We start from the raw sequence: 26,975 nt of genomic DNA on the forward strand, positions 1-26,975 counted from the left end.
TCGCCTGCCATAATCAGCACAGTCGAATTAGATCGAACATTCCTTTATGCATCGCCAATACGCCGCCCCGCCCGTTTTGTCACCTCACTACTATCTCGATAATTTCCACTCTATTATCGACATCGTATCGACGCGTTATCGCGACTTGCTGACCCAAACAGAGCAACGCTGGCTACTTACCTTTACTTCGCTTCCCTTAGACGCCAAGCTGCTCACTGTGCGTTTATTGTCGCGCAAAGGCTGCTGGTTTCGCCGCGACAAACTGCACTACGAAGAAATCGACGACATTGACAGCGCTATTCGCGATCTCGCTAAACACGGTGTTATCACCGTGACTCGCACGCCTCCCTTTGTCATCGCTGCGGAACTGATGACAAAGCCAGAATTGCTTGAGCATTTCTCCGCGCATTCACTCAAAGCATCCGCTAAGAAAAGCGAACTAGTCGTCACCATTTTGGAATTACTAGCGGAAGACGACAATATCCCGCCACTAGACACAGACTGCTTATGTATGTCTCACGATGTGCTGCCTATTTTTCTGTTGTTGTACTTTGGCAACTCTCGACAAGACCTCAGCCAATTTGTTTTAAGTGACCTAGGTATTTATCGCTTCGAGAGCGTACCACTTCTTTATGCCGACAGACTGTTCAACTCCAGAGACCAAGTAGAAGATTGGCTATTTTTATCGACACTCAGTGATGACTACTGGCAATATACCGAAATAAAAGACATTCGTTCAGCGCTAAAACTGGTCAATTCGCTGCCAAAGAAGCCATCTTGGCTCCCTCTCGCAAAAAAATGGAACAGGCTAGCCAATCGTTTAGCGCGTGATGCAGAACGCATCGGAGATTTTACAGCCGCCACTTCTATATTTTCACAATCAAACTTACCTCCAGCTCGCGAACGTCTCGCCCGCATGGCTATCAAACTGGAAGACTTTCATTCAGCCAGTCAGACTGTCGCCTCGATGCTCGAACACCCCATCACCGAAGATGAAAAAGACGTTGCTGAACGCCTTGCTCGACAGCTCGCAAAGAAAGCTCCCCCTCTCAGTTTGCCTTTTCACATTCCGCCCTCAGCGACCAGGCAATATGCAATAGAGACGCTTTCACTCACCCTTGAAGGGCGCGTTGAACGACTTGCGGCGAATGAATTTGAATCTCAAGGCTGGAAAGTCTGGTTCTGCGAAAATGCCGTGCTCAATGCCCTATTTGGTCTGGTGTTCTGGGATATCATCTTCGCCCCGATTAAAGGCGCATTTTTGAATCCCTTTCAGCGATCTCCGAGAGACATGTATTCCCCTGAGTTTGCAAACCAAAGAAAGACATTGATCGATGATCGGATCACCGATTTTTCCAAGGGCAGCTATTCAGTACTGGATATTTACGATGAGAAAGAAGGTATAGCAAACGAATGGGTACACTGGGGTATGGTTGATAGAACCTTAGTTGAAGCGGCCTGTTCAACACTTACATGTGAACAGATCATTGCCTGTTTGAATCGAATGCTATTTGATACGAAATCCAACCGCTCCGGACATCCTGACTTGTTTATGGTGAAGGATGGTTGTTGCCAGTTTGTGGAAATTAAAGGTCCGGGTGACAAATTACAGCCACATCAAATCCGTTGGCTTAACTTTCTCAATGGGCACGACATCACAAGTAAGGTGCTTTACATTGAACCCTTCATTTAGTCGCCAACAGTCATGCATTTTTTCATTTTTAATACATACTTATGAGAAAGAATTGTTAGATGCGTGAATTGTGGAGGTGGCGATGAGTAATACGTTAAAGCAGATTGTTTATATTAGCAGTGCAGAGCACCCTTTCACTGATCTGGAACTCTCCAATATGTTGGAGGCCATCCGCAAAAACAATGAGCAACACAACGTAACAGGCATGCTTCTGTACAAGGACGGTGATTTCATTCAAGTGATAGAAGGCGAAGAAGAAGTACTCGAACCACTTTTTAAGGTTATCTGTAAAGATCACCGCCATTATTCCGTGGTTGAGTTAATGCGCAAAACCATTCCAGACAGACAATTCAAAAACTGGAGTATGGGATTTCATCATATCAATAGCGATGATCCAAGATTGGCCGAGTTTAATCACTTCTTCGATGACACCATTAACCATCAAGTCGATGCGGGTGAAGCCCTTAACTTGTTGCTTGTTTTTAGAGAATAAATACAAAATAGAGACGTGAATAAAACAGAAAAGAGTGCACAATGCACTCTTTGCTAGTTTCAAGATATGATCCCTGATCGCTACTTGATAGCGATACCTACATTAAGATCTTCAAACCAATCTAGAAACTTACCCACATTGTCACCCGTGAAAACACGTCCATGCTGCGGGCACATCATATCAATATCTAACAAACGCACGCGTCGTATCCAATCATTTTTTGCTTCATTCGACGGCATCCAGCGCTGGTGAAATCCGTGCATTTTCGGAATGTGCTCTTCGAAATCTTCCACTTCAAGTGGCGCATCGTCATCTTCCAAAGCAGCACCAACATCACCACTCATGAGGATTTTTGCAACCGGATCATACACATGATAATTGCCTGATGCATGAAGATAATGCGCGGGAATGAACTGAACTTCCACACCATTGATAACCAAACGGCCCCCTTCGTCAGCAATGGGCGCGTACTCAATGTTCTGCATACCAAAATGACGAATAAACCCTTCCCACAACCAAGGTGCATGCAATTTAGTGTCGAGCAAAGCCGTATCCCATAACCCGAGAGAGGAAATAATATCGGGGTCCTGATGAGACGCGAACAAATGATGGATTTGTGTGATTGGCACTTGTTTCACCACAGACGCGAGCATGGCAGAGAATATCTCCATACCACCGGGATCCATCAACAAGGCACTCTTCGGTGTGCGGATCATGTACTGGTTGGTATCAATGATTTTTTCAGGTTTAGACGGATCCCGACCAAACATAAACCATTGATGCGTTTCGCCAGAGTATATTTCTTTTGTGATCATTTCAGCCTGTCTCCGGGACATGGTTGCCGTTGTAAATGGGGTTCACACTGCCTATGTCTAGTAGTAATCGTCTGACAATTCGCGGCAAAGCGATTGAGAAAGCATAATATGAACCTGGATGCGCTCTGCTGCTGTGGAGACATTGTCTGCAACCACATTGAGCCCTTCTTCAAACTTCTTACCTGACTGCGACGCCTCAACACGCGACATGGCGGATAGGACAGACGCGGTTTTGATTTCACGAGCAAGGCTTTCAAGTAGCTCTGACAACTGTGCGACTTCTCGGTGAAAATGACGAAGCACTTTTGCGTGTTCTGCTTTCATCTGTTCGATAGGATCGATAATGCTTTGAACAAATTCTGACTCTCGGCTTATTGTCGCCGCCTGCATAAATCGGTCGATGGTTCGCTCGCTGCGTACAGCAACTGTCGCCAAACGACTAATGGTGACCGCTTTTAAGTTGATGACATCTGATGTTTTAACCGTTGTGTCAGCAAGCTGATCGATGAAATCTGTAATAGCACGAAAACCAGCTGCACCTTGACCTGCACGTAAAGCAAGTGCACGGGCATTGCTAGCCGTCAACGATATATCGTTTGCAATCTCACGTGCTTTATACAATTCAGCAGCCACAACAGCAGCGGTCACAAAGTGGTTATCAACATTTATGTCAGTCATGGATATATCTGATTTATTAGGGTCTTTGCTAAGTTTAGACAAGATCTAGCGTGTAATCAGAAATGAGACATCTTTTATTAAATATTTGATTCAAAGCATGTATCTCCCATTTTAATCGCCAACTTGTTTGCGAATTCCATAAAAAAAAGCACCGTGAGTGTTCGGTGCTTTCTGCTGTCTTTTAATCACCTTCTATGGTGAGTTTTTAGCGGTTAGCTTGCACCTGGACCAGCATCTTTTTTAGGATTTTTGAACACGTATTTGGTGCCGTCGTAAATCAGGGTCGAAAGGAGTCGTCGGCAATTTGCCTTACCGGGTTCATCAAATACCATCCCATAGGTTTGTTTACCGCGTTTGGTTCGACCATTCTTCACTCCACCACTCAATGCGTAGGTATCGCCATTCGCCTTGTTAACAACCTCGAGAACAATCTTTTGGTCAACATCAAATTCGGGAGATATGGCGTCATAACTAAAGCCACAACCCCCGGACGATACATCTGTCAATATCACGCCCAACTTACGATTCGAAAGTTGAATGTCACCGGGTAACCGCAGCTCATAACGAACTTCATTTCTGAGCAGAACCAATTTTGCCTGCTGAGGTACTGGAAAAACGAGCACTTGAATAGGTCGTAAAACGACATGCGCGATGCGCGTTCTAAAACGTATTAACGCACCTTCCCCCTGCTCAGAGATCCCCTCAATGTCTACATTGAATCCTTCCATGAAGAATTCTTCATAATCTTTTTTGGTGAGTCTCGGCATAGTGAAAAAGATGTGTTGCTGATCATCAAAACCAATAAAATTTGATTTAAAATTAAGGTGTTGACCCAATGGGGTTACAATTTCAAGCGACGCTTCAGTGCCATGCTGAATGAAGTCCATGGCTTGAAGTCCCATGATCACGCGTTCTCTCGGTCGAGCCGGCGGCTTCTTCGCTGGTGCTGAGTTTGTATTCATTAATATCCCTCGCCGGAAATACACTTAGATGATGTTCAATGCTCGCGTTCTTCACGCGTAAATGATCATTTTCGCCAAAATGTCGGAAAAATTTACACACCAATTACTCTTGGCTTTCAACAAAAACACTTTCTCTCACAGTTAGGTATAGGCAAGAGTTCAGTTAAATTCAATGTGAATGGTGCCAATTTTCAACAAATAAAATTCATCTTTCATATTGTAATTTAAAGATTTTATTCATATTTAACACAAAGATGAAGAACTGCTAATGCGCCTTTTATTGGCTTTTGTGACCCAGAACATAAGAGAAACATCTGATTCATTTTTATAGTTTTATAAAGCTAGTGAATCAGATGTCTACACTTACACTATTCAGCGATATGAAATATACGTGGTGCGTATTGGCTATAAACGTAACAAAACGTCTCAATCTTCCATGGCTAATGGCGGTTAGTATTGCGATCTGGCCGCTATTTATTGTGCCTACGATAAGTGCACAGCAATTGCATTATCCTGCGCCTCAAAATATGAAAGACGTGCTCGAAACCTTAGGATTTGAAGATCCTTGGACGGACATGAATGATGGAGAAAAACTCGTCATTCACAACGGAGAAATCTGGCTGCGAGAAGGTGATTACTTTGCCATATTGGGTGTCAGTGATACTAACGAAAATACAATGCGCTTATCACTAATGAATAACCTCACCGTATGCGCAAAGCTTGGTGTTGCGGTGACAAACCAATCATCCTCAGACGTTTTCAGCACCTTTGGCACACTAACAAAAGATGCCCTTGTGAAACCCGAGCAACAAATGCTGGCTGGCAATGCACCGTTTCATTTTCATGTATTAGTGACAGAGTTATTGGCAGGAAGAACAACGATGCAGTGCGGTATTAAGCGCTGATAAAGACATATTGGGCACTCACCCACAACCATTGAAAACAGAGAGAGAGAGAGAAAGCGGACATGACTGAAACTTCATTTGAGCAGTCCCCAAAAAGAGCTGCTATTCACTACATTGTCGCGGTCATTGTTTTTACTTTATATGGTGCAAAAGTTTGCCCATTCATCGATTCGTTACCGACGGCGGTTTTGCTTATTCAATCCGCCACCGTGTTTATTCTGCTCTTTTTTGTTCGCTTGATACTTCGTGCGGTATATCACGCAGAAGCAAGCTTGCTGACAAACGTCGCTATTTTCTCGCTCGCTGGTATTGGCTTTGCCACATGGTATGGCACGCTTTATAACTTTCCTTTAGACAGTAATCTCAAAGTGGCGCTTGGCATAACGTTGCTTGGAATCGTGATCAGCCTAGACTTAGCCATTGATAATGCACGCTACAAGTCTGCCACCTCAACTAACGAAAACAATGCGCCACAAAAGTTCACCCCATTAGCTGGCCAAATTGGTTTGGGCGCCATGTTTTTGGTCGTGATGGTAACGGTGCTGCTTGGGCTGGTTGTCACTAAAGATTTACTTTGGCTGGTTGAGCATACTGAACACAAACCTGCCATTGCCGACATTGATAGCATTCTTAAAGAGTTTGTCTTTGTTGCACTGGTGGTTTTGGGTTATATCGCCGTCATTTCAAAAAACGCGACGCGTTTGATTCATCAGCAATTGGAACGTCAAACCCACGTCATGGTGCTCGCAGCTGACGGGCAATTAGAGCAAAGGCTGCCTTCAAACCACGCAGGAGAATTAGGCGTTATTGCGTATTACACAAACAAAATGCTGATTGATCTACACACCAGTTACGACGAGATAAACCGCACTCGAGATGCCACCATTATTGGCCTTTCTACTTTGGCAGAAGTGCGAGACAACGAAACTGGCGCCCATATTCTGCGTACGCAAAACTATGTTCGCGCACTGGCTTACACATTGCGTAGACAAAGCAAATATGCGGCCTACCTCAGTGACGACACGATTGATCTGCTCTACAAGTCAGCACCTCTTCATGATGTAGGAAAGGTCGGCATTCCGGACGCCATTTTGCTCAAGCCGGGCAAACTGACTGACGAAGAATTTGTCATCATGAAGACACATGCTCAGTTAGGTGCGGATGCGTTGTCGATGACAGAGAAAAGCGTTGAGGGCATTGCCTTCTTACGTTTTGCTCAAGAAATTGCCGCAACGCATCATGAGAAATGGGATGGTTCTGGTTACCCTCTCGGGCTGGCGGGGGAAAAAATTCCGCTGTCAGGCCGCTTAATGGCACTGGCTGATGTCTACGATGCCTTGATCTCAAAACGGGTTTATAAACCCGCGTTTAGTCATGAAAAGGCCAAGGAGATCATCTTGCAGGGCAAAGGAAGCCATTTTGACCCTGCTGTGGTTGACGCATTTCTAGCATGTGAACATCAGTTTGTTGAGATAGCCGCACAGTTTGCCGATGAAGGTATGCAAACCGCCCACGCGAGCTAACCTTAGGGCCAATTGGTTTTGTCTTATTAAACTTTGTCTTATTAAACTTTGTCTTATTAAGCTTTGGCTTGTTCAGCCTTGTCTTGTTCCTTCTCGTCTATTCCGACATGGCTGACTGTTCGATAGCAGGCGGCGCTTGTTCGAACTCAAGCGCTTTTTTGGGTAACTTTGACATCACGGGATAATCTCCCTGCCAAAGCTCCTTAACAAATACAGATGGCTTTTCTGGATGGCAGAAAATCCAACACTCTTGCCGCGCTCGGGTCAGCGCCACGTAGAAAAGCCGACGCTCTTCGGCATGTTCCATTTCCCCGTCAACAGACAGCATCGCCACTTCTAGCCCTTCGCTTTGCCCTTTTGCTGGGAATACGCCCTCGTTAACATCGAGTAAAAACGTAAAATCTGCTTCTAATCCTTTGCTCGCATGTGCCGTAACAAACACAATATTGAGCGATGGCCAACGCGCTTGCCATGATGAAAATCCCTCTGGTTTACTGGCATGGTTGCGCCCTATCATCATGAGTGTTGCGTCACGCTCCCCCTTTGATGCTGCAAGCTTCGTCAGTGTGTCTTCTAGCGTTTCTGATGACACAAGGTGCACGGCCTTTTTCTTCTGCGTTTTCACACTATTCAGCGGTTTAGCCAACTGTCTTGGATTGACCTGGATAAACGGGTTTGCCACCGCACCTATTTGGGAATGGAAACGGTAAGTCACGTCCAAATAGCGAATAACGCCAGCGGGGAATCGTGCGAGAAAATCCGTGGTCAAACTGACATCGGAGCCCGCAAAACGGTATATCGCCTGCCAATCATCACCCACCGCGAACAACGAAGGCGCGCGTTCTCGCTTACCGCCACACAGTGCTTCAAGCATTTCCATGCGTGACGGGGAAATATCTTGGTATTCGTCCACCATTATGTGGTCATATTGCGCCGAAAACGTCGCGCTTTTTCGTGAAAGTAACTTGGTGGCTTCTTTAATCAGTCCGTTAAAATCGACGTCATTCGCTTGAGACAAATGAGTTTGATAACTGCGCATCAAAGGCCATACCAACGCGAATTCACTTTCAGCGCGCGCATCACCGTTCACTTGCGATCGCATCGCCGCCTGCGATTTATTTTGTTGGATCAGCAGATCAACCTGACGCCACAACCATTTGTGTAAACGCGGTTCATGAGCCTGTTCAGCCAATGTTCTCTCTGCGTTCAAGCCAGGTAATTTCCACTGAGAAAGGTGCTTCAGCCAGCGTTTTTCGACCGCAGGTTGGGTGAGATGCTCAGCGAGCCATAGCGTCATCCAACTGAGTTTGGCTTCTTCATCGGTCGCGAGTGCAGACAGCACAGGTGCGTTACCTGTGAGCGCCTTGATGACTTTTGTTGCAAAGCTATGGAACGTAGACACTTCAACATTTCGAAGCCCCGCACTGGCTAGCCGTTGCGCCATTTCTTCGCTGGCTTTCTTGCCAAATGCCAACATCACGATGCGTTCTGGTGTGGTTTGCTCGCTGGCTACCAAGTATTGGGTGCGCGCCATCAACACGCTGGTTTTGCCTGAGCCTGCACCAGCCAACAGAAGATTATGGTTGTCATCCATCAACACGGCTTGACGCTGAGAAGGGTTAAGCGGCGAAGATTCAATGCCATCAAACCACTGAGACCAACGTTCTAGTTCGGCTTCCCGCCATTGCGTGTTTCTGGCTTCACGCATCGCGCTGCCATTTTGCAGCCAACCAAAGAACCCTTGATATAGCGCAGGATTGGCAATAGCAGCCACTTGAGGGTGAACACCAAATTCCGCCACGGCTATTCCCGCTTTGCTGATCCATTGTTGTAAATCGGCGTCACGCAGGTAGCCTTTATGCCCTTCAAGTTCATCGCGCAGCGCCACCAACTCGTGTTCAACCAGCATGAATTTGTTCTTCTGCTTTGCCAGCCAATCTTGATAGCTTGCTGTCAATTGTTCGACGAAGGAAGAGAGTTCAAACCATGGAAGACCATAAACAGAGATTGACCGCGCAGGTTGATCGGCGGGGGAAACAATAAACGTCAGCTTACCCCACAACAAACCGCGAGATAGGCGACATTGCCCGTCCCAAATGGCGAAGGGGACAGTTTCTGTCAAATGTTTGGATTCAAACACAAGGTGGTGTTCTTCAAGTGCGATGCTGTAGTGATCGCCTTGCACACACCATTGAGCCAACTTACTGGCTGATAATTTCATCAAAGGCTTCTGTTACGTAAATTTCAGTGTGTAGGATAGCAACTTCTGACACGCTTCTCACGACCTTCAGTCATGAGTTGTTGAAGAACATAGGTGAATGAAAAATCAGCAAAAGGATCTTATGAAAGGGAAAAAACCCTCGTTTTTGATCTCACCCCTTGGATGAAGGTTTCAATCTGCTATCTTACTTCCATTCCTCATCTAGTTTCGTTCTCATGATATCTAAACGCACTTCGCTTACATTCCGTGAATACTGGGCAAACAGCCGAATTAATTACAGCGTCCGCGTGTTTATCGCCTTGGTCGGTGTTGCTCTTCCCTGTTGGTGGTATGGTGCATCTGAAGCGATTACCCCCTTGGTGTTGGGTATTATTGCTTCTGCACTGGCCGAAACGGATGACAATTTCTCGGGTCGACTCTCCGCCCTTCTCACCACCCTATTCTGTTTTGCTATCACGACCTTCTCTGTCGAAATCCTTTTTGAATATCCCATTTTGTTTGCGTTGGGAATGGTCGTTTCCACCTTCAGTTTTATCATGTTGGGCGCCATTGGTCCTCGCTATACCAGCATTGCATTTGCTTCCGTACTGACCGCCATTTACACCATGCTAGGGGCGCAAGAATCCCCCTCTCTTTGGTTCCAGCCGATGCTGCTTATCGCGGGCGCGGCTTGGTATGGTTTGATTTCTCTCGTCTGGCTTTTGCTCTGGCCGCTGCAACCGGTTCAGCAAAGCATTGCTTTGGTATTCAACACCCTTTCACACTATCTCGATCAGAAGTCAGAGATGTTTCACCCTAGTCGCAGCTTGAATCCGCAACCTTTGCGACTGCGTGATGCGAACGAAAATATCAAAGTGGTGAATGCGCTTAACGGTGCCAAAACCGCCTTGATGAACCGCATTCGTCGCGGTCGGGTCAACGACAACACACGACAACTGCTGAAAATTTACTTTCTTGCCCAAGACATTCATGAGCGCGCGAACTCGTCCCACTATCGCTATCAAGATCTAGCCGAAGTGTTCTTCCATAGCGATGTCATGTTCCGCTTGCAGCACCTATTGCACTTGCAAGCTAAAGCCTGCTTAGAGGTTTCACACTGCCTCACCTTGTCTCGCCCCTATCGTCACGGCGAGCAAAGCGTCAAAGCATTGGATGAATTGCAAGAGTCGCTCATTTATATCAAAGCGGAAAATAACCCTGAGTGGAACCCGTTACTTAGCCAGTTAGACTTTCTGTTCAGCAACTTAGCCACGGTAGAGCGCCAGCTTTCCAACATCAGTAATCCTGATGCCATGCTCAATGACGAAGACAAAGAAATCCCAGATTCAAACGCACACAGCTTCCGTGAAAAGTGCTCCCGTGTTTGGGCACAGGTGACGCCTAAGTCATTGCTGTTTCGCCATGCGGTGCGTTTGAGTCTGGCTCTGGGTGTTGGCTATGGCATTATTCAGGCGTTTGATTTAACGCGCGGCTACTGGATATTGCTCACCATCTTGTTTGTGTGTCAGGTCAACTATTCTGCCACCCGAAGTAAGCTCACCCAACGGGTATCCGGCACCTTAATTGGCTTGTTGGTTGGTCTCCCCCTACTCACATTGTTCCCTGATTTAACAGGGCAATTGGTGCTGATGGTGTTGTTTGGCGTGTTGTTCTTCGCCTTCCGCACCACCCACTATGCCGCAGCGACCGCGTTTATTACCTTGTTGGTGCTCATGTGTTTCAACCAACTCGGTGAAGGCTATGCGGTGATGCTACCTCGCCTTGGGGATACGCTAATTGGCTGTTTATTGTCAGTCGCGGCAGTGCGTTTTGTTTTACCTGATTGGCAAGCACACCGTTTACGCGGGATCATGAAAGATTCTGTCACGGCAAACCGAGATTATTTGGGGCAAATCATTGGCCAATACCGCATTGGTAAACGCGATACCATGGCCTATCGCGTGGCTCGACGCGAATCCCATAATCAAGATGCACAGTTAACCACCGCCATCAGTAACATGTTGGCAGAGCCAGGGCGCTACCGCACCGCCATTGATGAAAGCTTCCGTTTTCTTTGTTTGAACCATGCCATGCTGAGTTATATCTCAACCCTTGGCGCACACCGCATGCAAATGGATGATGACAGCATTCATGAACTGGTATCCAAAGCGCACCGTGGCATACACGAAGAGCTGGATTGTCTGATCACAAAACTGGCGGGGGATGCGGTTGAAACGACACCTTGCTTAGATGACGCGCTCGGCAAGCATTTAGAACGATGGCGTGAAGAAGAAAGTACATCAGCACGTATGGTGTTGCAGCAGCTTCACTTGATTCATCGCATCTTGCCGGAAATGCACATGCTGACGGACGAACTCGCAAAGAAAGCGCTCAAGAGCTCAAAGTCGTAAGGAGACATGATGAATGTCTGGTTGTGTTTGCATTGCTTCTTACACTCAGCGCGCACGCTGATCACAACCACAATGTGGAACCCCTCCCCCGCAGCGTCTGGCCAGACCAACAAGGCGAGGTCGTTCCAGACGACGTGATTGATGCCATGACTGACAGGTGTGGCATCAACCAAGCGGCCCATCGTATCGCCAACCTCAACGGCGGCGATATTGAAGTCGCTATCGATGATTTCAAAACCGCTATCGCCTGCTTCGAAGAACACGCATTCATCAAACAACGCGCGGAATAACGTTCCGCGATTATTGCTGGCGAGGTTGTGGACCATTCCTCGTTAGAGGACGCAAAGAGTATCAGTCTCACATAAAGTGTTTTCGATAGATTTTCTTATGCCAAACGAGAGGTGTGTAAAAATACCCCATTTTGTCGTATTTTCTCGATCTAACTTTTGATATGCCTATGATATTATTATAAAAACACATGGTCACACTAGAAAACGGGACTCATCACATGCATAAAAAATCCGATAGTGGCATGTTTAATCACCCTACTTTGAGAGCTAATACATTGTTAACTGTTTTTGCTTTATCAACATACTCAATTGAGGTTGTATGACGGACTTATCTCAGCTAACAAAGAAGTCCATGGGTGAGCCAGTGGCTCCAACATTTACGGACAATGAGCTAAAAGTTAAACGAAACATTTTAGTGTTAAGTGCAATTTCACTTTTGATCATTTTTGGTTTGAAGTCTACGCCAGATACAGAAGAAAGTGTAACCTTCACGTTGTTCTTTATCAGGTCTTCGCATATCGACTTTGACTTCGTATTTACGATGCTGTTGGTGAGCTTAGTGTATTTACTTTCTAATTATGGTTGGCTTTGCACAGAGTATATCGCTAAGTGGAAAATTCGGGTTTCGGGTACAAAAAATCCGATAAGCAAGCCAAGTCAGAGTGAACGGTTTTGTAGCAACGTAACTAGTCAACATCCTTATAAGGATCACAATGATAGTGCTGAGCAATCAAATTTATACTCATATTTGCAGATTCATCAGTTGTATACGGACGTGTTTATAGATATCAAAATCAGCGAAGATGAGATGAAAAAATGCCAAGAGAAAGCGCGGTTAATGGTCGGCATTAGCAAAGAGGAAGCAGAGCAAGGTGGACGAGGATATGCTATTACGAATACCGACAAAGACTATTGGCATGCTCTTCTGGTTGATATGAGAGTTACTCGAGAGTTAATACAGCAATACAAAAAAGTAATGGATTCTCCTTATTTGATCGAATCGATAAAGAGGTTTGATGAGAATTTTTTATTCTTCCAAAACAGCCAATATCGTAGGCACTTTGTCATGGAGTTGCTCCCAACATTTTGGGTCGGATTTATAGCCTTGTTCAGCCTGGTAATGAAGGTCTGGTTCACCCCAAATCTATTTGTTTCGATTATTTTGGCATTATGCGTAACTGCTTTTGTGCTTTATATCCTGAATCAGCACCACAAAAAAACAGTTAACAAATAAGAATAAGTGTCGCGCAGCCGACACTTTATTTGGGTGTTGAACAAGCCCGCCCTTTATTAAGTAAATTGCTCGGATGCGTACAGGTATAATAGTCGCCCATCACTGATTGACGGGCGAACGCCGCCAAGAAGTAACATTCAGCATCGACAGGCACTTACAATCGACTCTTTGCCAAAACTCAGCTTATGCGAAGCGGAGCGTGGCGCATGCAATCCCTAGCTCACTCCTGTCCAAAACAACGCCAGAAACACAAGGTCGCCCCATTGGACGACCTTCTTCTTACGGAACATTGCTTACTTTAATCTTTACGGCTTAGTTTTCGGCTTAGCCGCTTTCACGCATGGCGCGGAGCATCCACGCGGTTTTTTCGTGCTCGCGCATGCGATCTGATACCAGTGATGCGGAGGATTCATCATCGGCTTGCTGTGCCAGTTTAAGCACTTCACGGGCGGTGCGAACCACCTGCTCGTGGCCTTTGGTGAGTATGTCCACCATGTCATCAGCCGATGGGACCCCTTCCACTTCTTCAATCGCGCTCAGTTCAGCAAAGGCTTTATACGTGCCCGGTGCGGCGACGCCTAGAGTGCGAATTCGCTCCGCTATTTCATCGACTGCCAGCGCCAGCGCGTTGTAGTGCTCTTCAAACATCACGTGGAGTTCGCGGAATTGTTTACCAGTAACATTCCAGTGAAAATTGTGCGTTTGTAGGTACAGGGTGTATGAATCCGCTAATAGGCGTTTTAGGCCTTCTGCAACCACAATTCTGTCGTGTTCTTGAATACCGATATTAATGCTTGTCATAACCCCTTCCCCATTCTCTTTTGGCATTTTGTTTGGCCGTTGACTTTAATGTCTATGGGGGTAGTTTATGATGGGATGCATGATAGGTATAATCGTTGAAATTTATAGATTCAATCTGTCATACCTATCACTTTTGGGTGGGGAATTTAAGCTTTTCGATAGCGAGATGGGAAAGTATGCCCGACATCGGTAAACACGCCATCAACACCCCAGTTAAACAACTGATTGGCGCGAGCAAGATGATTCACGGTGTACACATTCACAGCGTAACCGTGCTCTTTGATTTCAAGTACCATCTCTTTGGTTAGCCCTTTGTCTTCAACGTGGATAGCGTCGGCCTGACACGCTTGCAAGACGGCTAGCCAATCCGCTTCCAGCGTTTCTTCGCCAAAAAGGCACGCTACTGAAGTATCAGGGCAGCGGCGTTTAAACTCTGCTAGCGCCAATACATTAAAGCTGGATATCAAGATGTCGCGATCTTTGTCCAGCTTCTTTAACCCTTCAATGACGCCATCAATCAAACTTTCTGTCTGCGCCCAACCGCCCGTGCATGACTTGATTTCGACATTGATGTTTAACTTAAGCTTGTTGGCCAGTTCAATAAACTGGGCGAACGTTGGGATTCGCTCGCCGATAAAGTCATCCCCAAACCAACTTCCCGCATCAATGTCTTCGAGATCGTTAACGGTCAAGTCATACAAACTGCCGGGTCTGTCGGTGCAGCGATCTAATGTTTCATCATGACTGAGGACAACCGTCCCGTCAGCCAATACATCCACGTCGCACTCTACCCAGTTAAGGCCATATTTTGGCGTTAATGAGAAAGCAGCAAGTGTGTTTTCTGGCGCAAGTGAGGACATTCCTCGATGGGCAAAGAGTGTTTTCATGGCTCTACTTTTTAAAGGCTATTTCAAGCAACTATACGCAAAATAACGCAAGGTGCCTGTTTCAACTGGAATATAAACAGATATATACCACACATAAAAAAGCACTGCATGATGCAGTGCCTTTCTTTGGTGGTTATTCGCGTGTCAAAACTGACGCATTCTAAACAATTAGTCTTAGTCTAGTTTCAGCGCTTGCTGTTGGATCAATTGATTCAGAATATCAGTGCCTGTTGCGCTCACATCTAAGCCAAGTTCACTCCAGCCTACGTCGTGCAGAACAATGTCTTGCACTTCCATGCCGCCCGCGGTTCGTGACACGTGAAGGGTCAAGCCATCGTCTGTCATTTCAGGGCGAATATAATCCAGTAATTCGCCAATGGAAGAACCACTGCCAATGGCATCCGGCAGAATCGCAGAGACATCTAGCTTATCAGCTACCGTGACCGTGTCACCCAGCTCAAAGTCTGCCACCGTATCTGTATTACTTGACGTAGCGCTCACGCTATCGGCTGTCCACGCATAGACATCATCGCCCTCGCCGCCCACGAGAATATCGTCACCTAAGCCCGCTTCGATGATATCGTCACCATCACCGGCTATAACACGCGCACCGGCATCGTCTGCTTCGAGGTTATCATCCGCTTCTGTGCCAAATTGCGTTGAGTTTGGATCAAACACCACCAGCTGACCCGTCATCAACATGGACTCAAGAATTTCATCTTGTGTCAGACCGGATGCATCCATCCCCAGCAACTCATTCAGCGTGTGGCCTTCAATGAGGATGTTTTGGATCGGCGCGCTGGCATCATCAAACACTTGAATGCGCGTATCACCGCCCACCGTTTGGATATCAAGTCGATTCGCCAATTCGGTAAAGGTAAACACGCCTGTGGTATCAAATGCGTCGGAAAGATCGATCACATCAATCCCATTTTCAAAGTCTTTTATCACATCATTGGCGACGTCAGCCGCAGTGCCAAAATCACCGGATTTCCAAGCAAAGGTATCAGCTTCACCATCGCCTGTTCCATCGATGTCACCGCCCCAGATTTGGTCGTCACCCGCGCCGCCTGTGAGAATGTCTTCGCCTAAACCACCCGCGAGAATGTCCTCGCCCGCACCGCCGTGAACTTGCGTTGCTTGGTTGCCATCGACTACCAGGTTATCACCGGTGTTATCTGTGTCATTGAGAACAGGCGTTGCTGCTGTGTCTACCACTTCGATATTAATGGTGAGTGAGGCTTCTTTTGGATCGCCATCACCGACATCAGACAGCGCAGTGACGGTCACATCACCCACCGGCTGCGCACTAAATCGAAGATTAAGATCCTCAAGCGTGACCGATGCTAAATCCGTTTGGCTGAGTGTCCAATTCCCATTCCCATCATTCGTGCCAACCGGGTTACCTGCGCCATCAATCAACTCTCCAGACGTACCGAGTCCGCTAAAGGTTAAGGAGAATTCGTTATCAATTGGGTCAACCAACGTCGCCATCAGCCCCAATAACGGAACAATCGCACCAACAGCCGCGCGCATAGAAGCGAGCTGAGTCGCATAGCTAAGTTCTGGCAGGTCTGATTTGGGGACAACAACAATGGAGACAGTATCGCGATCGAATTTCTGACCGCCTGAACCAACGTTTCCGCGATCACGCGTGGTCATGGTTAAGGTGTCATCACCCGAGGTATTGTCACCTGCAAACTCATAGTTAACGCCACCAGCAAGTAAGGTATTAATGGCGTCGATGTCACCGGTCAGCGTTAACGTATTTGACCCTAATCCTGAGACAGTGATTCCCGTGGTATCACCAACAAGGTTAAGCGTACTGCCCGCGCCCACTGCCAATTGCACATTAACCACGCTGCTGCCGTCTCTTGCATCCACATCTTGGACTTGCAGGTCGGTAATTGTGAGCACAGTGTCTTCTTCTGAGGCGTAGCTATCCGCTAGGATATTCACGGGCTCGTCATTCACTGCTGATAGGTTGACGGTAATTTGTTTATTCACCACATCAGTAGACACCGCACCGTTATCCACGGTCTGAATGGCAAGATCCAACACCAATTGGCCGTTAACATCTTGCGGCGGAATAAAGGTCAGATCCTCAAGACGCGCACTGTCGATAGTCACGACAATATCGCCGCCGTCCGAGGTTTCCGGTGTGACGGTGCCGACCACACCATCAGGCAGAACAATTTTGCCGCCACTAGGCACACCTGAAATCGTAATAAGTAAGGTTTCAGGTGGGTTTTCAGTGACATCAACACCTGATGGCTGCCCTGTATCGCTAACACTATCGCTGTTATCTTTCGCCGTGATTTCCATTTCAAGATGAACGGCGGTGTCTTCCGTGCCGGATGCCGATGCGTTCACATTGGCGTTCGCCCCATCACCCACAGGATCGACCGTGAGTGAAACGACTTGGCTGTATCCAACAGGTTCGCTCAAGTTGTCTTCTTGGGTAAACACGGTAACAGTAAAGTTAACCGTGCCACTGAAGTTGCCCGCTGGCTCCACCGTGATTTGCGACAGCGATGTGTTGTCTGTTATCGCGCTGGCAGGAATGATCCACTGCCCTTCTGATGCATTAACCGCAGGGGCAGACAAGGTAAACCCGTCTGGCACATTTTCCACGATAATAGACGCAAGGGATTCGGAGCCATCAATATCACTAAAGCTAAAGCCAAGATCGGCCAGTGAAGCGCCGCTCGTCGTATCTTCATCCACAGTGATCTCAGCGACGTCGGTGTCGCCTAATTCCGTGCCATTTTGGGTAAAGGTGACTTCGTCATTTACAGCCGTCACTTCAACGTTCATGGTGGTGTTCACCGTGCGGCTGTCAGTACCGGTTGTTGCTGTGTCTGTAATCGTGATGGTCGCAGAGACTTCAACTTCACCACTGAAATCAGGCGCAGGTTTAAACTTGATGTCATTAAGCTGGCTTGCATCAACAACCAAGGTGCTTGATTCACTGCCATCGGCCAATACAAACATCCCCATACCTGCAGGCACTGTCAGTGTCGCCGCGGTGATTTTCTCTTCACCATTGGCCTGATCATTGTCGGCCAACGAAGCACTCAGACTGAGGATAATAATGCCATCTTCAAGTGCCTGACCGGAAACAACCTGTTCCGTGTCACCCGCTTCGAGTGGTTGCTGCTCCGCGTTCAAACCTTGCGTTTCTTTGATGCCCAGTGAGAACGAGAAATCTAGCGTATTGTCACCCGGTTGCGCGGCACCGTCTGGCTCGGGTAGGTCAACCAATGGCTTGACGTCAATATCAACGGTCATTGCTGTCGTTCTGGTATGACCGCTAACGCTGTCGATATTGACCACGCTAATCGGCACAGACATTTCACCCGCAAAATCTTCTGGCGGCGTAATAGTCAGTGCGGATAAATCCAATCCACTTGGGTAAGGGTTACCCGATTCTTGTCGACCTGGCGGAGTGAACACATAAATATTGTCTTCGACATGGTAGTCGGCCCCTCCAACAACCGACCCTGCCGGCAAGTCTTCGCCTTTGATCACGATGGTGATTTGGTCGTTAAGCTCGTCACCTGTACCCGCACTTGGCCAGTTGATTGCTGTACCCACGTCTGCTAGTGAAATCGGGTTGTCTTCATCTCCCGTCAACACTACTGTGGTGTCCGTTGGCGTCACGGTTTGCGCCAATTCAGTGTCAGTCGATGAGTTTTGGTAGTTCAGTGTAATGACGTTAGTTACCACTTCAGGAAGGCTTTCATCTCCTTCGCCGCCGTCACCACGGTCAATGACCATGGCACTCAGTGTAAATGTGGTTTGCTGAAGCGCGCTGTTAGGTGGCGCAACGATGGTAAAGTCATTTGGATCGTCAAGAATCCAGCCCATATCACCATTAAACTGCGCGTTTTCTACATAGAAGCCTTCCGGTAAATCACTGATGTAAACTTTGATGATTTCTTCCGAGCTTGATGTGTCTGGATGTGTGAACACCACTGCATTCAGGAATGCGGCACTGCCCGAGGTGTCGGTAGACACTTCAGTGACAGGCTGGTTTGTGCTATCTAGCAAGGCCAAGGTGCCATCTACCGTTTCAACCACCGCCTGAATATCAATATTGACCGTGCCGGTAATCTCTTTCTCGGCAGATGTCTGCCCTTCAAAGTCGTCTTGTCGAATCGTCACTGACGTCGTCAACGTGAGGTCTTCGTCGCTATGAGGCGCACGCTTCACTTGTAGTTGATAGCCATCAGCAATCTGCGCTTCCGTCAGGGTCACTTCACCGCCAACAGGTGTTAACGCGATAACATCGCTGCCTTTGACCAATTGCACACTGTCTGTATCAGCGAACCCAGAAATGGTCGCACCAACAACATACTCTTTCACGCCTTGCGCATCAGAGTCAGGCACACCCGCAATGGCAAGATCAGGCTGCCAATCTATGTTCACCCATGCATCTTCGTTGCCTGTTGTCGTTGATGTTTCGTAAGTATCTGCCGCATCAATCACTGGCGGGCCGACAATCACTTCAATCGTGGTGCTGATCGCTTTGTCATCGCCATCGTTTTCTGTCGCGACCAATTTGGTCTCAATGCGCAGATCTTCGGTGGTATTGGGCGGAAGCTTGAGATAGACATCACCCGATGCAAAGGCATCAAGCGCGACGGAATAGGTAGGAATTGACATACCGCTACCGTCTGTTTCCCAGCCAGCAAATGCCAGTTCAACATCGGTTAATGAACCATCCGCATTTTTGACCACAAACGACACGCCATCAGGCAGATTCGAGACGATCATGGTGAGTGATTCTGAGCTATCCGATGGCGAAAGTGCCTTCTCACCAGACGACACATTGAAATCAACCGCCACCAAACCATCGCCGTTAATACCGTCTTCTGGCACTGTCGTTGTCACAACACCGGTATCAGCGTCGTATTGCCACTCGCCCGGATTAGTTCCTGGGTTTTCAATCGAAAATTCCGGCGTATCAGCAACACCAGCAATCAGTACATTCAGGGGTTGAGCCGTCAAGATGCGTTCGTCATCCGGCGAGTTCGTGGCAGAGTCAACAACAATGCCTTCGACCATCAATGTGATGTTTTCATTGCTGTGAACTGGTGGAATAAGTTCTAGGTTCGCTAAGTCGGCAATCGCGATACGGTCAGTGTCGGTAATGGGTGTAATCGTACCGCCATCATTAAGTTGCAGTGTCGCACCCGCTGGTATGTCATAAATGCGCACGAACATCGCTTCTGACCCATCGGCATCACTGCCGAGTGTGGTCAACGAAATCGCGCTGGCGAGTGAAATTGCTTCACCCTCTGCGACATTGGTATCTGGGTTACCCGCATCTTCATTCCCTACGACGGTGCGCACCACCATTCTTGCCTCGTCAGCAACAGGTTCGACGCGCAAGATAATAGATGACGTTGTTTCGGCCGTTTCTGTGCTCGTCGGTGCGGATTCGGTGGATATTGCTTTAATGCCGAGCGCAATGTCTCCGCTGAATTCACTGTTGGGAATAAAGCGAACTTGACTCAATCGCGATGGGTCATCCAGCTTCCAAACGCCGTTATCTTCATAGATAGCGCCACCTTGGAATCGTCCTTCGTTTGGCGACAGTGTGAATTCCAGCGCAAGTGTTTCTGAGCCGTCAGTATCCTGCAGGCTCGCTGACAGCAGATCCGACAGGACGAACTGTGAAGGGTCATTAATCGACGTGCCAAATGGGTCGAAGTCTTCTTTAAGTTCAAACACACCATCCGCTGCATCGCCAATCAATGTGATGGTTGGCGCATCGGCCACGCCGGAAACCGTCACTTCCATCGGCGAGGAGGTAAAAATAGGGTCATGACCGTTTAGTTCTAACTCAACATCAAACTGAATCAGGTCGGTGTCGTCATAGGAGGAGTAATCAGGGTCAGGAATAAATGTTACGCCTGACAAATCAAAGATAATCGGCGCAATTGTGCCGGAAGCTTGAAACATGTTGCCCAAGAACACGATATTCCCATCGCCGTCTGGCAAGATTTCAGCGCCATTAAAGTAGAATTTCCCGCCAATGTCGCCAGCTGGGTCCTTGCTCATGAGGGTAACTTCACCGTCGAGCACCAAGGTTCCTGCGTCTTCGTAGGCTTCGCCTAAGTCATTGTCACCAATATTCAACTGAACATTGATGGCAACGCCAGCGGAAGCATCAATGCCAGAAGCCTCTGTATTCGTATCATTCTGCCCCTGATCTTCGGTACCTGTTATCACGCCACTCGTTGCTGGCGCAATAGTGATCGTCGGCACTTGATCGTTTAGCGTCAGCGCAATCGCACCTTCGGCTGTGTCACCATCGTTATCGGTCACTTCATATTGAATCGATTGATTTAACACAGCCGATGGGTTGTCTAAGTTAGCGACAAAGGTGAAGGAAATTTGACCCACAGGTTCATTGCGCGGATCAATACGCATGGTGGCCAGTTCAAGCGCCGGATCTGTGTCTGAATACAGCGTGATGCTCGATGGTCTAGTGGTCGATACGTCAATCCACTCAACACCATTGTGAATGCGGGTTATCAAGGCTCCATCAGCGCCTTGCAAGCTTTCAATCTCGGAGGGCACTGATGGGTCAGTGGCTTCAAATACATCAATATTGACCAAGGTGTCATCGGTTGGTGAATCGTCTACCACCAATGGAATCGCACCTTGTGCGGTCGGAATATCGTCTTGCACTTCAATCGGTACGCGGATTTGCCCTGATTCATCACCATCAGCATCTACTGTGTGTGCAATAAGGTTAAAGGTGAGAGAGTTCTTGCCATCGCCAGTGTCGTGATCTAACCCCGATAACAGTTCAAACCCAAACGTGCCATCTTGCGCCAAGGTCACTTTGAACACATCACGATTGTCGCCTGTACCGTCATCAGCGACACCAAAATAGGTTTTAGGGTAAGCATCCGTGGCAGGTCGTTGCTCTAGGCTAACAAGAAAACCATCCGCCAAAACAGGTCTGCCATCGGAATAAGTTAGGTAGTCTGTTTCAAAAAAATAGTTCGTAAAATCATCGCCAAGCGTTTTGTCTACATCGAGAGTATTCGGCTCGCCACTGTCATTAGTGGTATCAATATTCAGCGTGCCGCTCGACTGCGACCCCTCACTCATACCGGTTGTCGCATCAATACTGCTTTCTTGAACAGACACCGTATCGATAGATGTTACGCCTCCGTTTGTTGAGTCATCATCTGCCACGGTAAAGGTAACAAGACGCGCCAACTCACTGCTCGCATCATTTGGATCAACCAATTTATCGCCATCCGTATCCTCGACTTGGATCGGAAGCTTAATGCTAATGCTATCGCCGTCGGCGCTGACATAGTTTTCATTGATTTGATCGCCCGCTTCTTTCGGATGGATCAGCGCTTGATATTGGGTAAATGCGGCATCCACCTCTACACCTAAACCATCAGCAGCTTGAGTCGATGTCAGCACGAACTGCAACGCGGGCTCCCCATTGATGGACGCCAAAATGGTCAATACCGGATTGCCAGCACCATCCGTGCTTGGTGTCATTGTCACGTCATCAACAAACTCGCCAAGATTATTGGAGAGTAATTTGAGCTCACTGATCAACGTGGCATTGTTGTTACCATCATCAATCGAAATCGTATCTGGTACTAAACGATCTGAAATCGCTGCCAGGCTAATCGTGCCAGATTGTGTATTTTCAGTTGCCGAGGCGTCATATTGATTTGGCGTGCTGGTTTCTTCCAACGCAATCACATCTACTGGCGCACCTGAGGCATCTAAGCGCTCTCCACCTGAGGCTGGCGTGCCATCAATAATATTGAACGTTATAGACGACGAATTACTTTCGTCACCATCAGCATCCGTCACGGTGTACGGCAAGGTAAAGGTGGATTTTTCATCGTCAGCGTCGCCATCACTGGCTTGATGCTGGTCGATAGGTTGATATTGCGTGACAGAGAAAGTCGGCTCACCCATCGTTCCCGATGGTTCAAAGGTGATTTCGAGTACTTTTTCTGGCGTGCCGTTGTTGTCGGCATAGACCGTAATCACTCCCTCTACTGACGTATCAACCGTGGTTGGCATCCCATGGCTGGTGAGTCCTGAAAACGCGGTCTCTGCTGCTGCAGTGTCGAAGGCAATACTGCTAACTTCGTCGCTCCCTGCATCAATGCCGGTAGATGATGAGGCGCTCTTGGCATCATTCGGATCCGTTTGTGGTTCAACCAAATCAATGCTTGATGCGCTAATCACCGGCGCAGCACCATCAGTGCTTTGCAGTGTCAGTTGCGCTGGGTTGTGCATCAGGTCACCGCCCGTGTCAGTCACTTGCAGCGGCATGTTGACCGTGATTTTATCGCCATCGATATTGACATAAGTGCCTGACCCAGAGAGGTGATCAAGCGGTGCATTTTGCGTCAACGTGGCGGAGATATTGAGGTCTTTTCCATCTTGAGTCGCGGTGACAACCAGTTCAAGGACCACCACACCGTTTACTGTGCCTGTCCACGTTAATGTCGCCACGCCATTGCCATCAACGGTGGTTTGGCGAGCGAAGGTAACGGCGTCACCATTGGACGTTATCTGCGCAAGCTCGCTTTCAATCGCGGCAAGATCGTCAGGCGCGATTTGTAGCGAATCTGGAAGCAAGCGTTCAGTGCCCGCTTCTATCACAAAGCTTTCCGTGTCTGGCACGCTATACGTGGCGTTGTCCAAATCCCCTTCAACCACGGTTAATGATGCGCTTTGCCCACCTTGCGCATCAATATCAATTGATAACGAAATTTGACCGGACGCTTTATCACCATCAAAGTCCGTGACTTCATATTGAATTGTCTCGGTCGTGACGTCTTGCGGGTCAGTCAGGTTAGGGTTTAGCGTAAACGTGATTTCGCCCACGGGTTCATTGCGTGGGTCAATAAACATGGTGCCAAGCTCAAGACTTGGATCAGCTTCAGAATACAAAGTAAGGGTTGTTGGGCGTGTGGTTGACACCTCTTCCCATTCTTTACCATTGTGAATGCGCGTGATGAACGCGCTGTCAGCACCTTGTAAGCTTTCAATGCCTGGGGGGACCGAAGAAGAATTAGTGATTTCAAACACATCAACGGTTGTTGTATTTCCGCCTACGGATGCATCGTCTAAAGACGCTGAGATATCACCTTGTGTTGTGGGAACATCATCTAGCACTGTGATTGGCACGGTGATGCGACTCGATTGATCACCATCCGCATCAACGGTATAGGCGCTGAGGTTAAAGCTCAGCGAGTTATTGCCATCACCTGGCTCATGATCTAATCCTGATAGAAGCTCAAAACTAAAGGTGCCATCTTCTTGCAAGGTGACTTTGAATGCATCACGGTTGTCGCCCGACCCATCATCAGCGATACCGAAGTAGGTTTTCGGGTACGCATCTGTTGCAGGGCGTTGCTCCAAGAAAATAGGGTAGCCGCTGGCGAGAACAGGTTGTCCATCAGGGTAGACAACGTAGTCGCTGACAAAAAAGAAGTGACCAATATCGTCCCCCGTATCGCTGTCGGCATCTAACGTATTCGGGTCACCGGCATCGTTGGTGTTATCAATATTTAGCGTACCGCTGGATTTGGAGCCCTGACTGGCACCTGTTCCATCATCAATGCTGCTTTCTTCCACAGAAATAGGATCGGTGGTTGTCAAACCAAGCGTTGTGGTGTCATCCACCACCGAAAACGTCACTATTCTCGGTGACTCTGTATTGGCGTCGTTGGGATCAACCAGTTTATCGCCATCGGTATCTTCAAGTTGAATGGGCAGCTTGATGTTAATTTTATCGCCATCGGCACTGACATAGTTACCGGAAATTTGATCGGCAGGGTCGATTGGATGAATGAGCGCCTGATGTTGGGTAAACGACGTATTAACATTAACACCCAAGCCATCTGGCGCTTGAGCAGGAGTCAGCACTATTTCCAGAGCGGGATCGCCGTTGATAGAAGCTAGAATGGTTATCGAGCCATCCGCAGCTGTTGTCAGCAAAACCGAATCTATGTTCTGACCAAGATTATTCGTCAGTAGTTTAAGCTCAGCTTCCAGCGTGGAGAAATCATCAATAGATAGCGTGTCATGCACTAATCGATCGGATGTCGCTGCAAAATTAATCGTGCCCGCTGTCGTATTCTTTGGCGCAGACGCGTCATATTGGTTTGGTGTTTCTAATTCATTAACAGAAAAGAAATCTGTTGGGGTACCTTGTGCATCAAGTCGCTCGCCACCTGGTGCGGGTGTGCCGTCGATGATAGTAAAGGTGATAGAAGATTGATTGCTGACATCACCGTCTGCGTCGGTCACTGTGAACGGTAAAGTAAAGCTGGATTGTTCATCATCGGCATCGCCATCGCTGGCCTGATGCTGATCGATCGGCTGATATTGTGTCACCGTATACTGTGCTGGCTCTCCTAGCGTACTGGACGGCTTTAGGGTGATTTCCAACACTTTTTCAGGCGTGCCATTGTTGTCAGCATAGAGGGTAATCACACCATCAACCGACGTATCGACAGTTGTTGGCATACCATGGCTGGTGATGCCAACGAACGCTGCTTCCGCTGCGGCTGCATCAAAGTCAGCACTGACGATTTGATCACTTCCCAAATCAATATCAACAGAGGTTGTTACTTCCTTGGTTTCACTCGGATCGGTCTGCGGTTCTACTAGTTCAAGGCTTTCATCGCCCACTACCGGTGCTTGACCATCATTGCTAACCAAGGAAATAGTGGCGGGGCTTTGCATCAAATCACCACCGGTATCCGCGACTTGCAACGGCAAATCAATCGCAATGCTATCACCATTGATAGTCACGTAGCTGCCCGTGCTGTCTAAGTGATCTAATGGACCAGATTGCGTCAAAGAGGCAGAAACAGAGAGTCCGTTTCCATCTTGGGTTGCCGTTAAAGTTAAGGTAACGACAACCTCGCCATTCACCGTTCCCACCAGCGTAAATGTGCCAACGCCATCACTATCCACACTCGTTTGACGAGTAAACAGTACGGGTTCGCCATTTGATGTCACACCAGCTAACTCAGCTTCGAACGCAGCTAAATCGCTCGGCGCGATCTGAAGCGAGCCGGGTAACAAACGATCGGCGCCACCTTCAATGACAAACGACTGAGTTTGAGGGACACCATAAGGATTGACGTCTAGGTCGCCTTCGGTAACTTCGAGCGTAATACTCTGTCCACCAGCAGCATCAATATCAACGGCAGGCGACCGAGAAGACCCGAAGAGATCGCCACCAAGAAAATCCACGTCATCATTATCAGCACCTAGCGGGCCTGCGGTGTCGAATCCCGCTTCAGTTAACGACGATGCATACAGATAATCAATGACGACAAACCCTGCGTTCGACGATCCAAGATTTTCACCCGCAGCGGCTTCTTCAAATAATTCGGTGGGGTCAATGCCTTCTAAGATCAGTCGCTGCAAATCAGCCACGTCAAGGTTCAGGCCTTGGTTTATATCCAGACCGTCAGCATCAAAGCGAACCCCGATACCTGTGGTAGCAAGTTGGGCATTACCTTCGGAGATAGGAATAAGGCAGGAGGCACATCGACTGTCGACATAGAACTGCTGTTCACTTTGGCTGACGACAACCGCACTGTTATCATTGGTCAGTAACACTTGATTGGGCGCTATTTGCATACCGGGAACCGCGGATACGATACCCGATTCATTGGAAACTAAGAATGCTTGTCCTTTAACGCTGTCAATATTTAACTTCGTGTCAAACTCATGACCAATCATATTTTTACCCCAACCTTTTATCGCAATTTTGGCGCGAATCCGTGTCTCTAAAAGTGATGCATAAACCTGAGCATCCTCAACCTAGAAGCTACCCAGCTATACAGTGTAACCAGCCGCCATATCACGGTGTTACCCCTAAGCCAGCTAGTTTCATTGCTCGCTCAATATTGAGACAGCCTGAGACAGAATCTTTCATCTCTTACTCGTCAATGTTTAACTATTGACACAAATGGCACTATTAATATTAGGAAAATCAGCGCTATTCGCACCGAAATTTACATAGCAATGTCATTTGACGAACTCGAGTCCATACT

Annotated in this window: 14 protein-coding genes; 7 read left to right on the top strand and 7 right to left on the bottom strand. The window is 47.8% G+C overall.

Annotated features, from left to right (window positions below; translation table 11 throughout):
* Positions 1–46: 46 nt before the first annotated feature.
* Positions 47–1,693 (top strand): VRR-NUC domain-containing protein, encoded by a 1,647-nt coding sequence (locus tag AC3CIC_RS09535; RefSeq protein WP_488514447.1) that lies wholly within the window; start codon positions 47–49, stop codon positions 1,691–1,693.
* A gap of 82 nt (positions 1,694–1,775) precedes the next feature.
* Complete coding sequence (locus tag AC3CIC_RS09540; RefSeq protein WP_488514448.1) at positions 1,776–2,186, top strand: BLUF domain-containing protein; 411 nt, start codon at positions 1,776–1,778, stop codon at positions 2,184–2,186.
* 80 nt (positions 2,187–2,266) lie between these two features.
* Here the strand turns inward: AC3CIC_RS09540 and AC3CIC_RS09545 are convergent, their stop codons facing one another.
* The 3 genes from AC3CIC_RS09545 to AC3CIC_RS09555 all read right to left on the bottom strand — a co-directional run bounded on the left by AC3CIC_RS09545 (position 2,267) and on the right by AC3CIC_RS09555 (position 4,641).
* Complete coding sequence (locus tag AC3CIC_RS09545; protein ID WP_016961428.1) at positions 2,267–3,001, bottom strand: oxygen-binding di-iron domain-containing protein; 735 nt, start codon at positions 2,999–3,001, stop codon at positions 2,267–2,269.
* 57 nt (positions 3,002–3,058) lie between these two features.
* The gene (locus AC3CIC_RS09550; RefSeq protein ID WP_488514449.1) at positions 3,059–3,679 is read right to left on the bottom strand and encodes a chemotaxis protein; all 621 of its coding nucleotides are present in this window, start codon (positions 3,677–3,679) and stop codon (positions 3,059–3,061) included.
* 212 nt (positions 3,680–3,891) lie between these two features.
* Positions 3,892–4,641: a PilZ domain-containing protein gene (locus AC3CIC_RS09555; RefSeq protein WP_488514450.1), complete on the bottom strand. Its 750-nt coding sequence runs from the start codon at positions 4,639–4,641 to the stop codon at positions 3,892–3,894.
* A gap of 401 nt (positions 4,642–5,042) precedes the next feature.
* On the opposite strand from AC3CIC_RS09555, the gene AC3CIC_RS09560 reads away from it, so the two are divergent.
* Together AC3CIC_RS09560 and AC3CIC_RS09565 are read left to right on the top strand one after the other, a co-directional pair.
* Entirely contained in the window at positions 5,043–5,546 is a 504-nt protein-coding gene (locus tag AC3CIC_RS09560) for a hypothetical protein (protein ID WP_488514451.1), read from the top strand.
* Positions 5,547–5,608: 62 nt separating this feature from the next.
* Positions 5,609–7,069 (top strand): HD-GYP domain-containing protein, encoded by a 1,461-nt coding sequence (locus tag AC3CIC_RS09565; RefSeq protein WP_488514452.1) that lies wholly within the window; start codon positions 5,609–5,611, stop codon positions 7,067–7,069.
* 97 nt (positions 7,070–7,166) lie between these two features.
* Here AC3CIC_RS09565 and helD read toward each other — a convergent pair whose 3' ends face one another.
* On the bottom strand, positions 7,167–9,290 hold the full coding sequence (gene helD, locus AC3CIC_RS09570) for a DNA helicase IV (protein WP_488514453.1): 2,124 nt from the start codon (positions 9,288–9,290) through the stop codon (positions 7,167–7,169).
* Between the two features lie 215 nt (positions 9,291–9,505).
* Here helD and yccS point away from each other — a divergent pair, with 215 nt between their 5' ends.
* From yccS to AC3CIC_RS09585, 3 genes are all read left to right on the top strand, one after another.
* Positions 9,506–11,680, top strand: a complete 2,175-nt coding sequence (gene yccS / locus AC3CIC_RS09575) for a YccS family putative transporter (RefSeq protein WP_488514454.1) — start codon at positions 9,506–9,508, stop codon at positions 11,678–11,680.
* A gap of 23 nt (positions 11,681–11,703) precedes the next feature.
* Positions 11,704–11,970, top strand: a complete 267-nt coding sequence (locus tag AC3CIC_RS09580; RefSeq protein WP_488514455.1) for a hypothetical protein — start codon at positions 11,704–11,706, stop codon at positions 11,968–11,970.
* A gap of 319 nt (positions 11,971–12,289) precedes the next feature.
* Positions 12,290–13,204, top strand: coding sequence for a hypothetical protein (locus tag AC3CIC_RS09585; RefSeq protein ID WP_488514456.1), 915 nt, complete (start codon positions 12,290–12,292; stop codon positions 13,202–13,204).
* A gap of 324 nt (positions 13,205–13,528) precedes the next feature.
* On the opposite strand, the gene AC3CIC_RS09590 is transcribed toward AC3CIC_RS09585, so the two are convergent.
* The 3 genes from AC3CIC_RS09590 to AC3CIC_RS09600 all read right to left on the bottom strand — a co-directional run bounded on the left by AC3CIC_RS09590 (position 13,529) and on the right by AC3CIC_RS09600 (position 26,661).
* Positions 13,529–14,005, bottom strand: a complete 477-nt coding sequence (locus AC3CIC_RS09590) for a Dps family protein (protein WP_488514457.1) — start codon at positions 14,003–14,005, stop codon at positions 13,529–13,531.
* A 146-nt stretch (positions 14,006–14,151) separates the two neighbouring features.
* Positions 14,152–14,892, bottom strand: a complete 741-nt coding sequence (locus AC3CIC_RS09595; protein WP_488514458.1) for a glycerophosphoryl diester phosphodiesterase — start codon at positions 14,890–14,892, stop codon at positions 14,152–14,154.
* 174 nt (positions 14,893–15,066) lie between these two features.
* A complete protein-coding gene (locus AC3CIC_RS09600; protein ID WP_488514459.1) occupies positions 15,067–26,661 on the bottom strand; it encodes a retention module-containing protein in 11,595 nt (3,864 codons plus the stop codon).
* Positions 26,662–26,975 lie beyond the last annotated feature (314 nt).

It is taken from the genome of Enterovibrio sp. QJM3NY_24 (assembly GCF_057786035.1).

Coding starts and splice junctions, on each gene's coding strand:
- AC3CIC_RS09600 (WP_488514459.1), bottom strand. CDS start 26,661: ATGATTGGTCATGAGTTTGACACGAAGTTAAATATTGACAGCGTTAAA.
- AC3CIC_RS09535 (WP_488514447.1), top strand. CDS start 47: ATGCATCGCCAATACGCCGCCCCGCCCGTTTTGTCACCTCACTACTAT.
- AC3CIC_RS09565 (WP_488514452.1), top strand. CDS start 5,609: ATGACTGAAACTTCATTTGAGCAGTCCCCAAAAAGAGCTGCTATTCAC.
- AC3CIC_RS09555 (WP_488514450.1), bottom strand. CDS start 4,641: ATGAATACAAACTCAGCACCAGCGAAGAAGCCGCCGGCTCGACCGAGA.
- helD (WP_488514453.1), bottom strand. CDS start 9,290: ATGAAATTATCAGCCAGTAAGTTGGCTCAATGGTGTGTGCAAGGCGAT.
- AC3CIC_RS09540 (WP_488514448.1), top strand. CDS start 1,776: ATGAGTAATACGTTAAAGCAGATTGTTTATATTAGCAGTGCAGAGCAC.
- AC3CIC_RS09590 (WP_488514457.1), bottom strand. CDS start 14,005: ATGACAAGCATTAATATCGGTATTCAAGAACACGACAGAATTGTGGTT.
- AC3CIC_RS09585 (WP_488514456.1), top strand. CDS start 12,290: ATGACGGACTTATCTCAGCTAACAAAGAAGTCCATGGGTGAGCCAGTG.
- AC3CIC_RS09550 (WP_488514449.1), bottom strand. CDS start 3,679: ATGACTGACATAAATGTTGATAACCACTTTGTGACCGCTGCTGTTGTG.
- AC3CIC_RS09595 (WP_488514458.1), bottom strand. CDS start 14,892: ATGAAAACACTCTTTGCCCATCGAGGAATGTCCTCACTTGCGCCAGAA.
- AC3CIC_RS09545 (WP_016961428.1), bottom strand. CDS start 3,001: ATGATCACAAAAGAAATATACTCTGGCGAAACGCATCAATGGTTTATG.
- yccS (WP_488514454.1), top strand. CDS start 9,506: ATGATATCTAAACGCACTTCGCTTACATTCCGTGAATACTGGGCAAAC.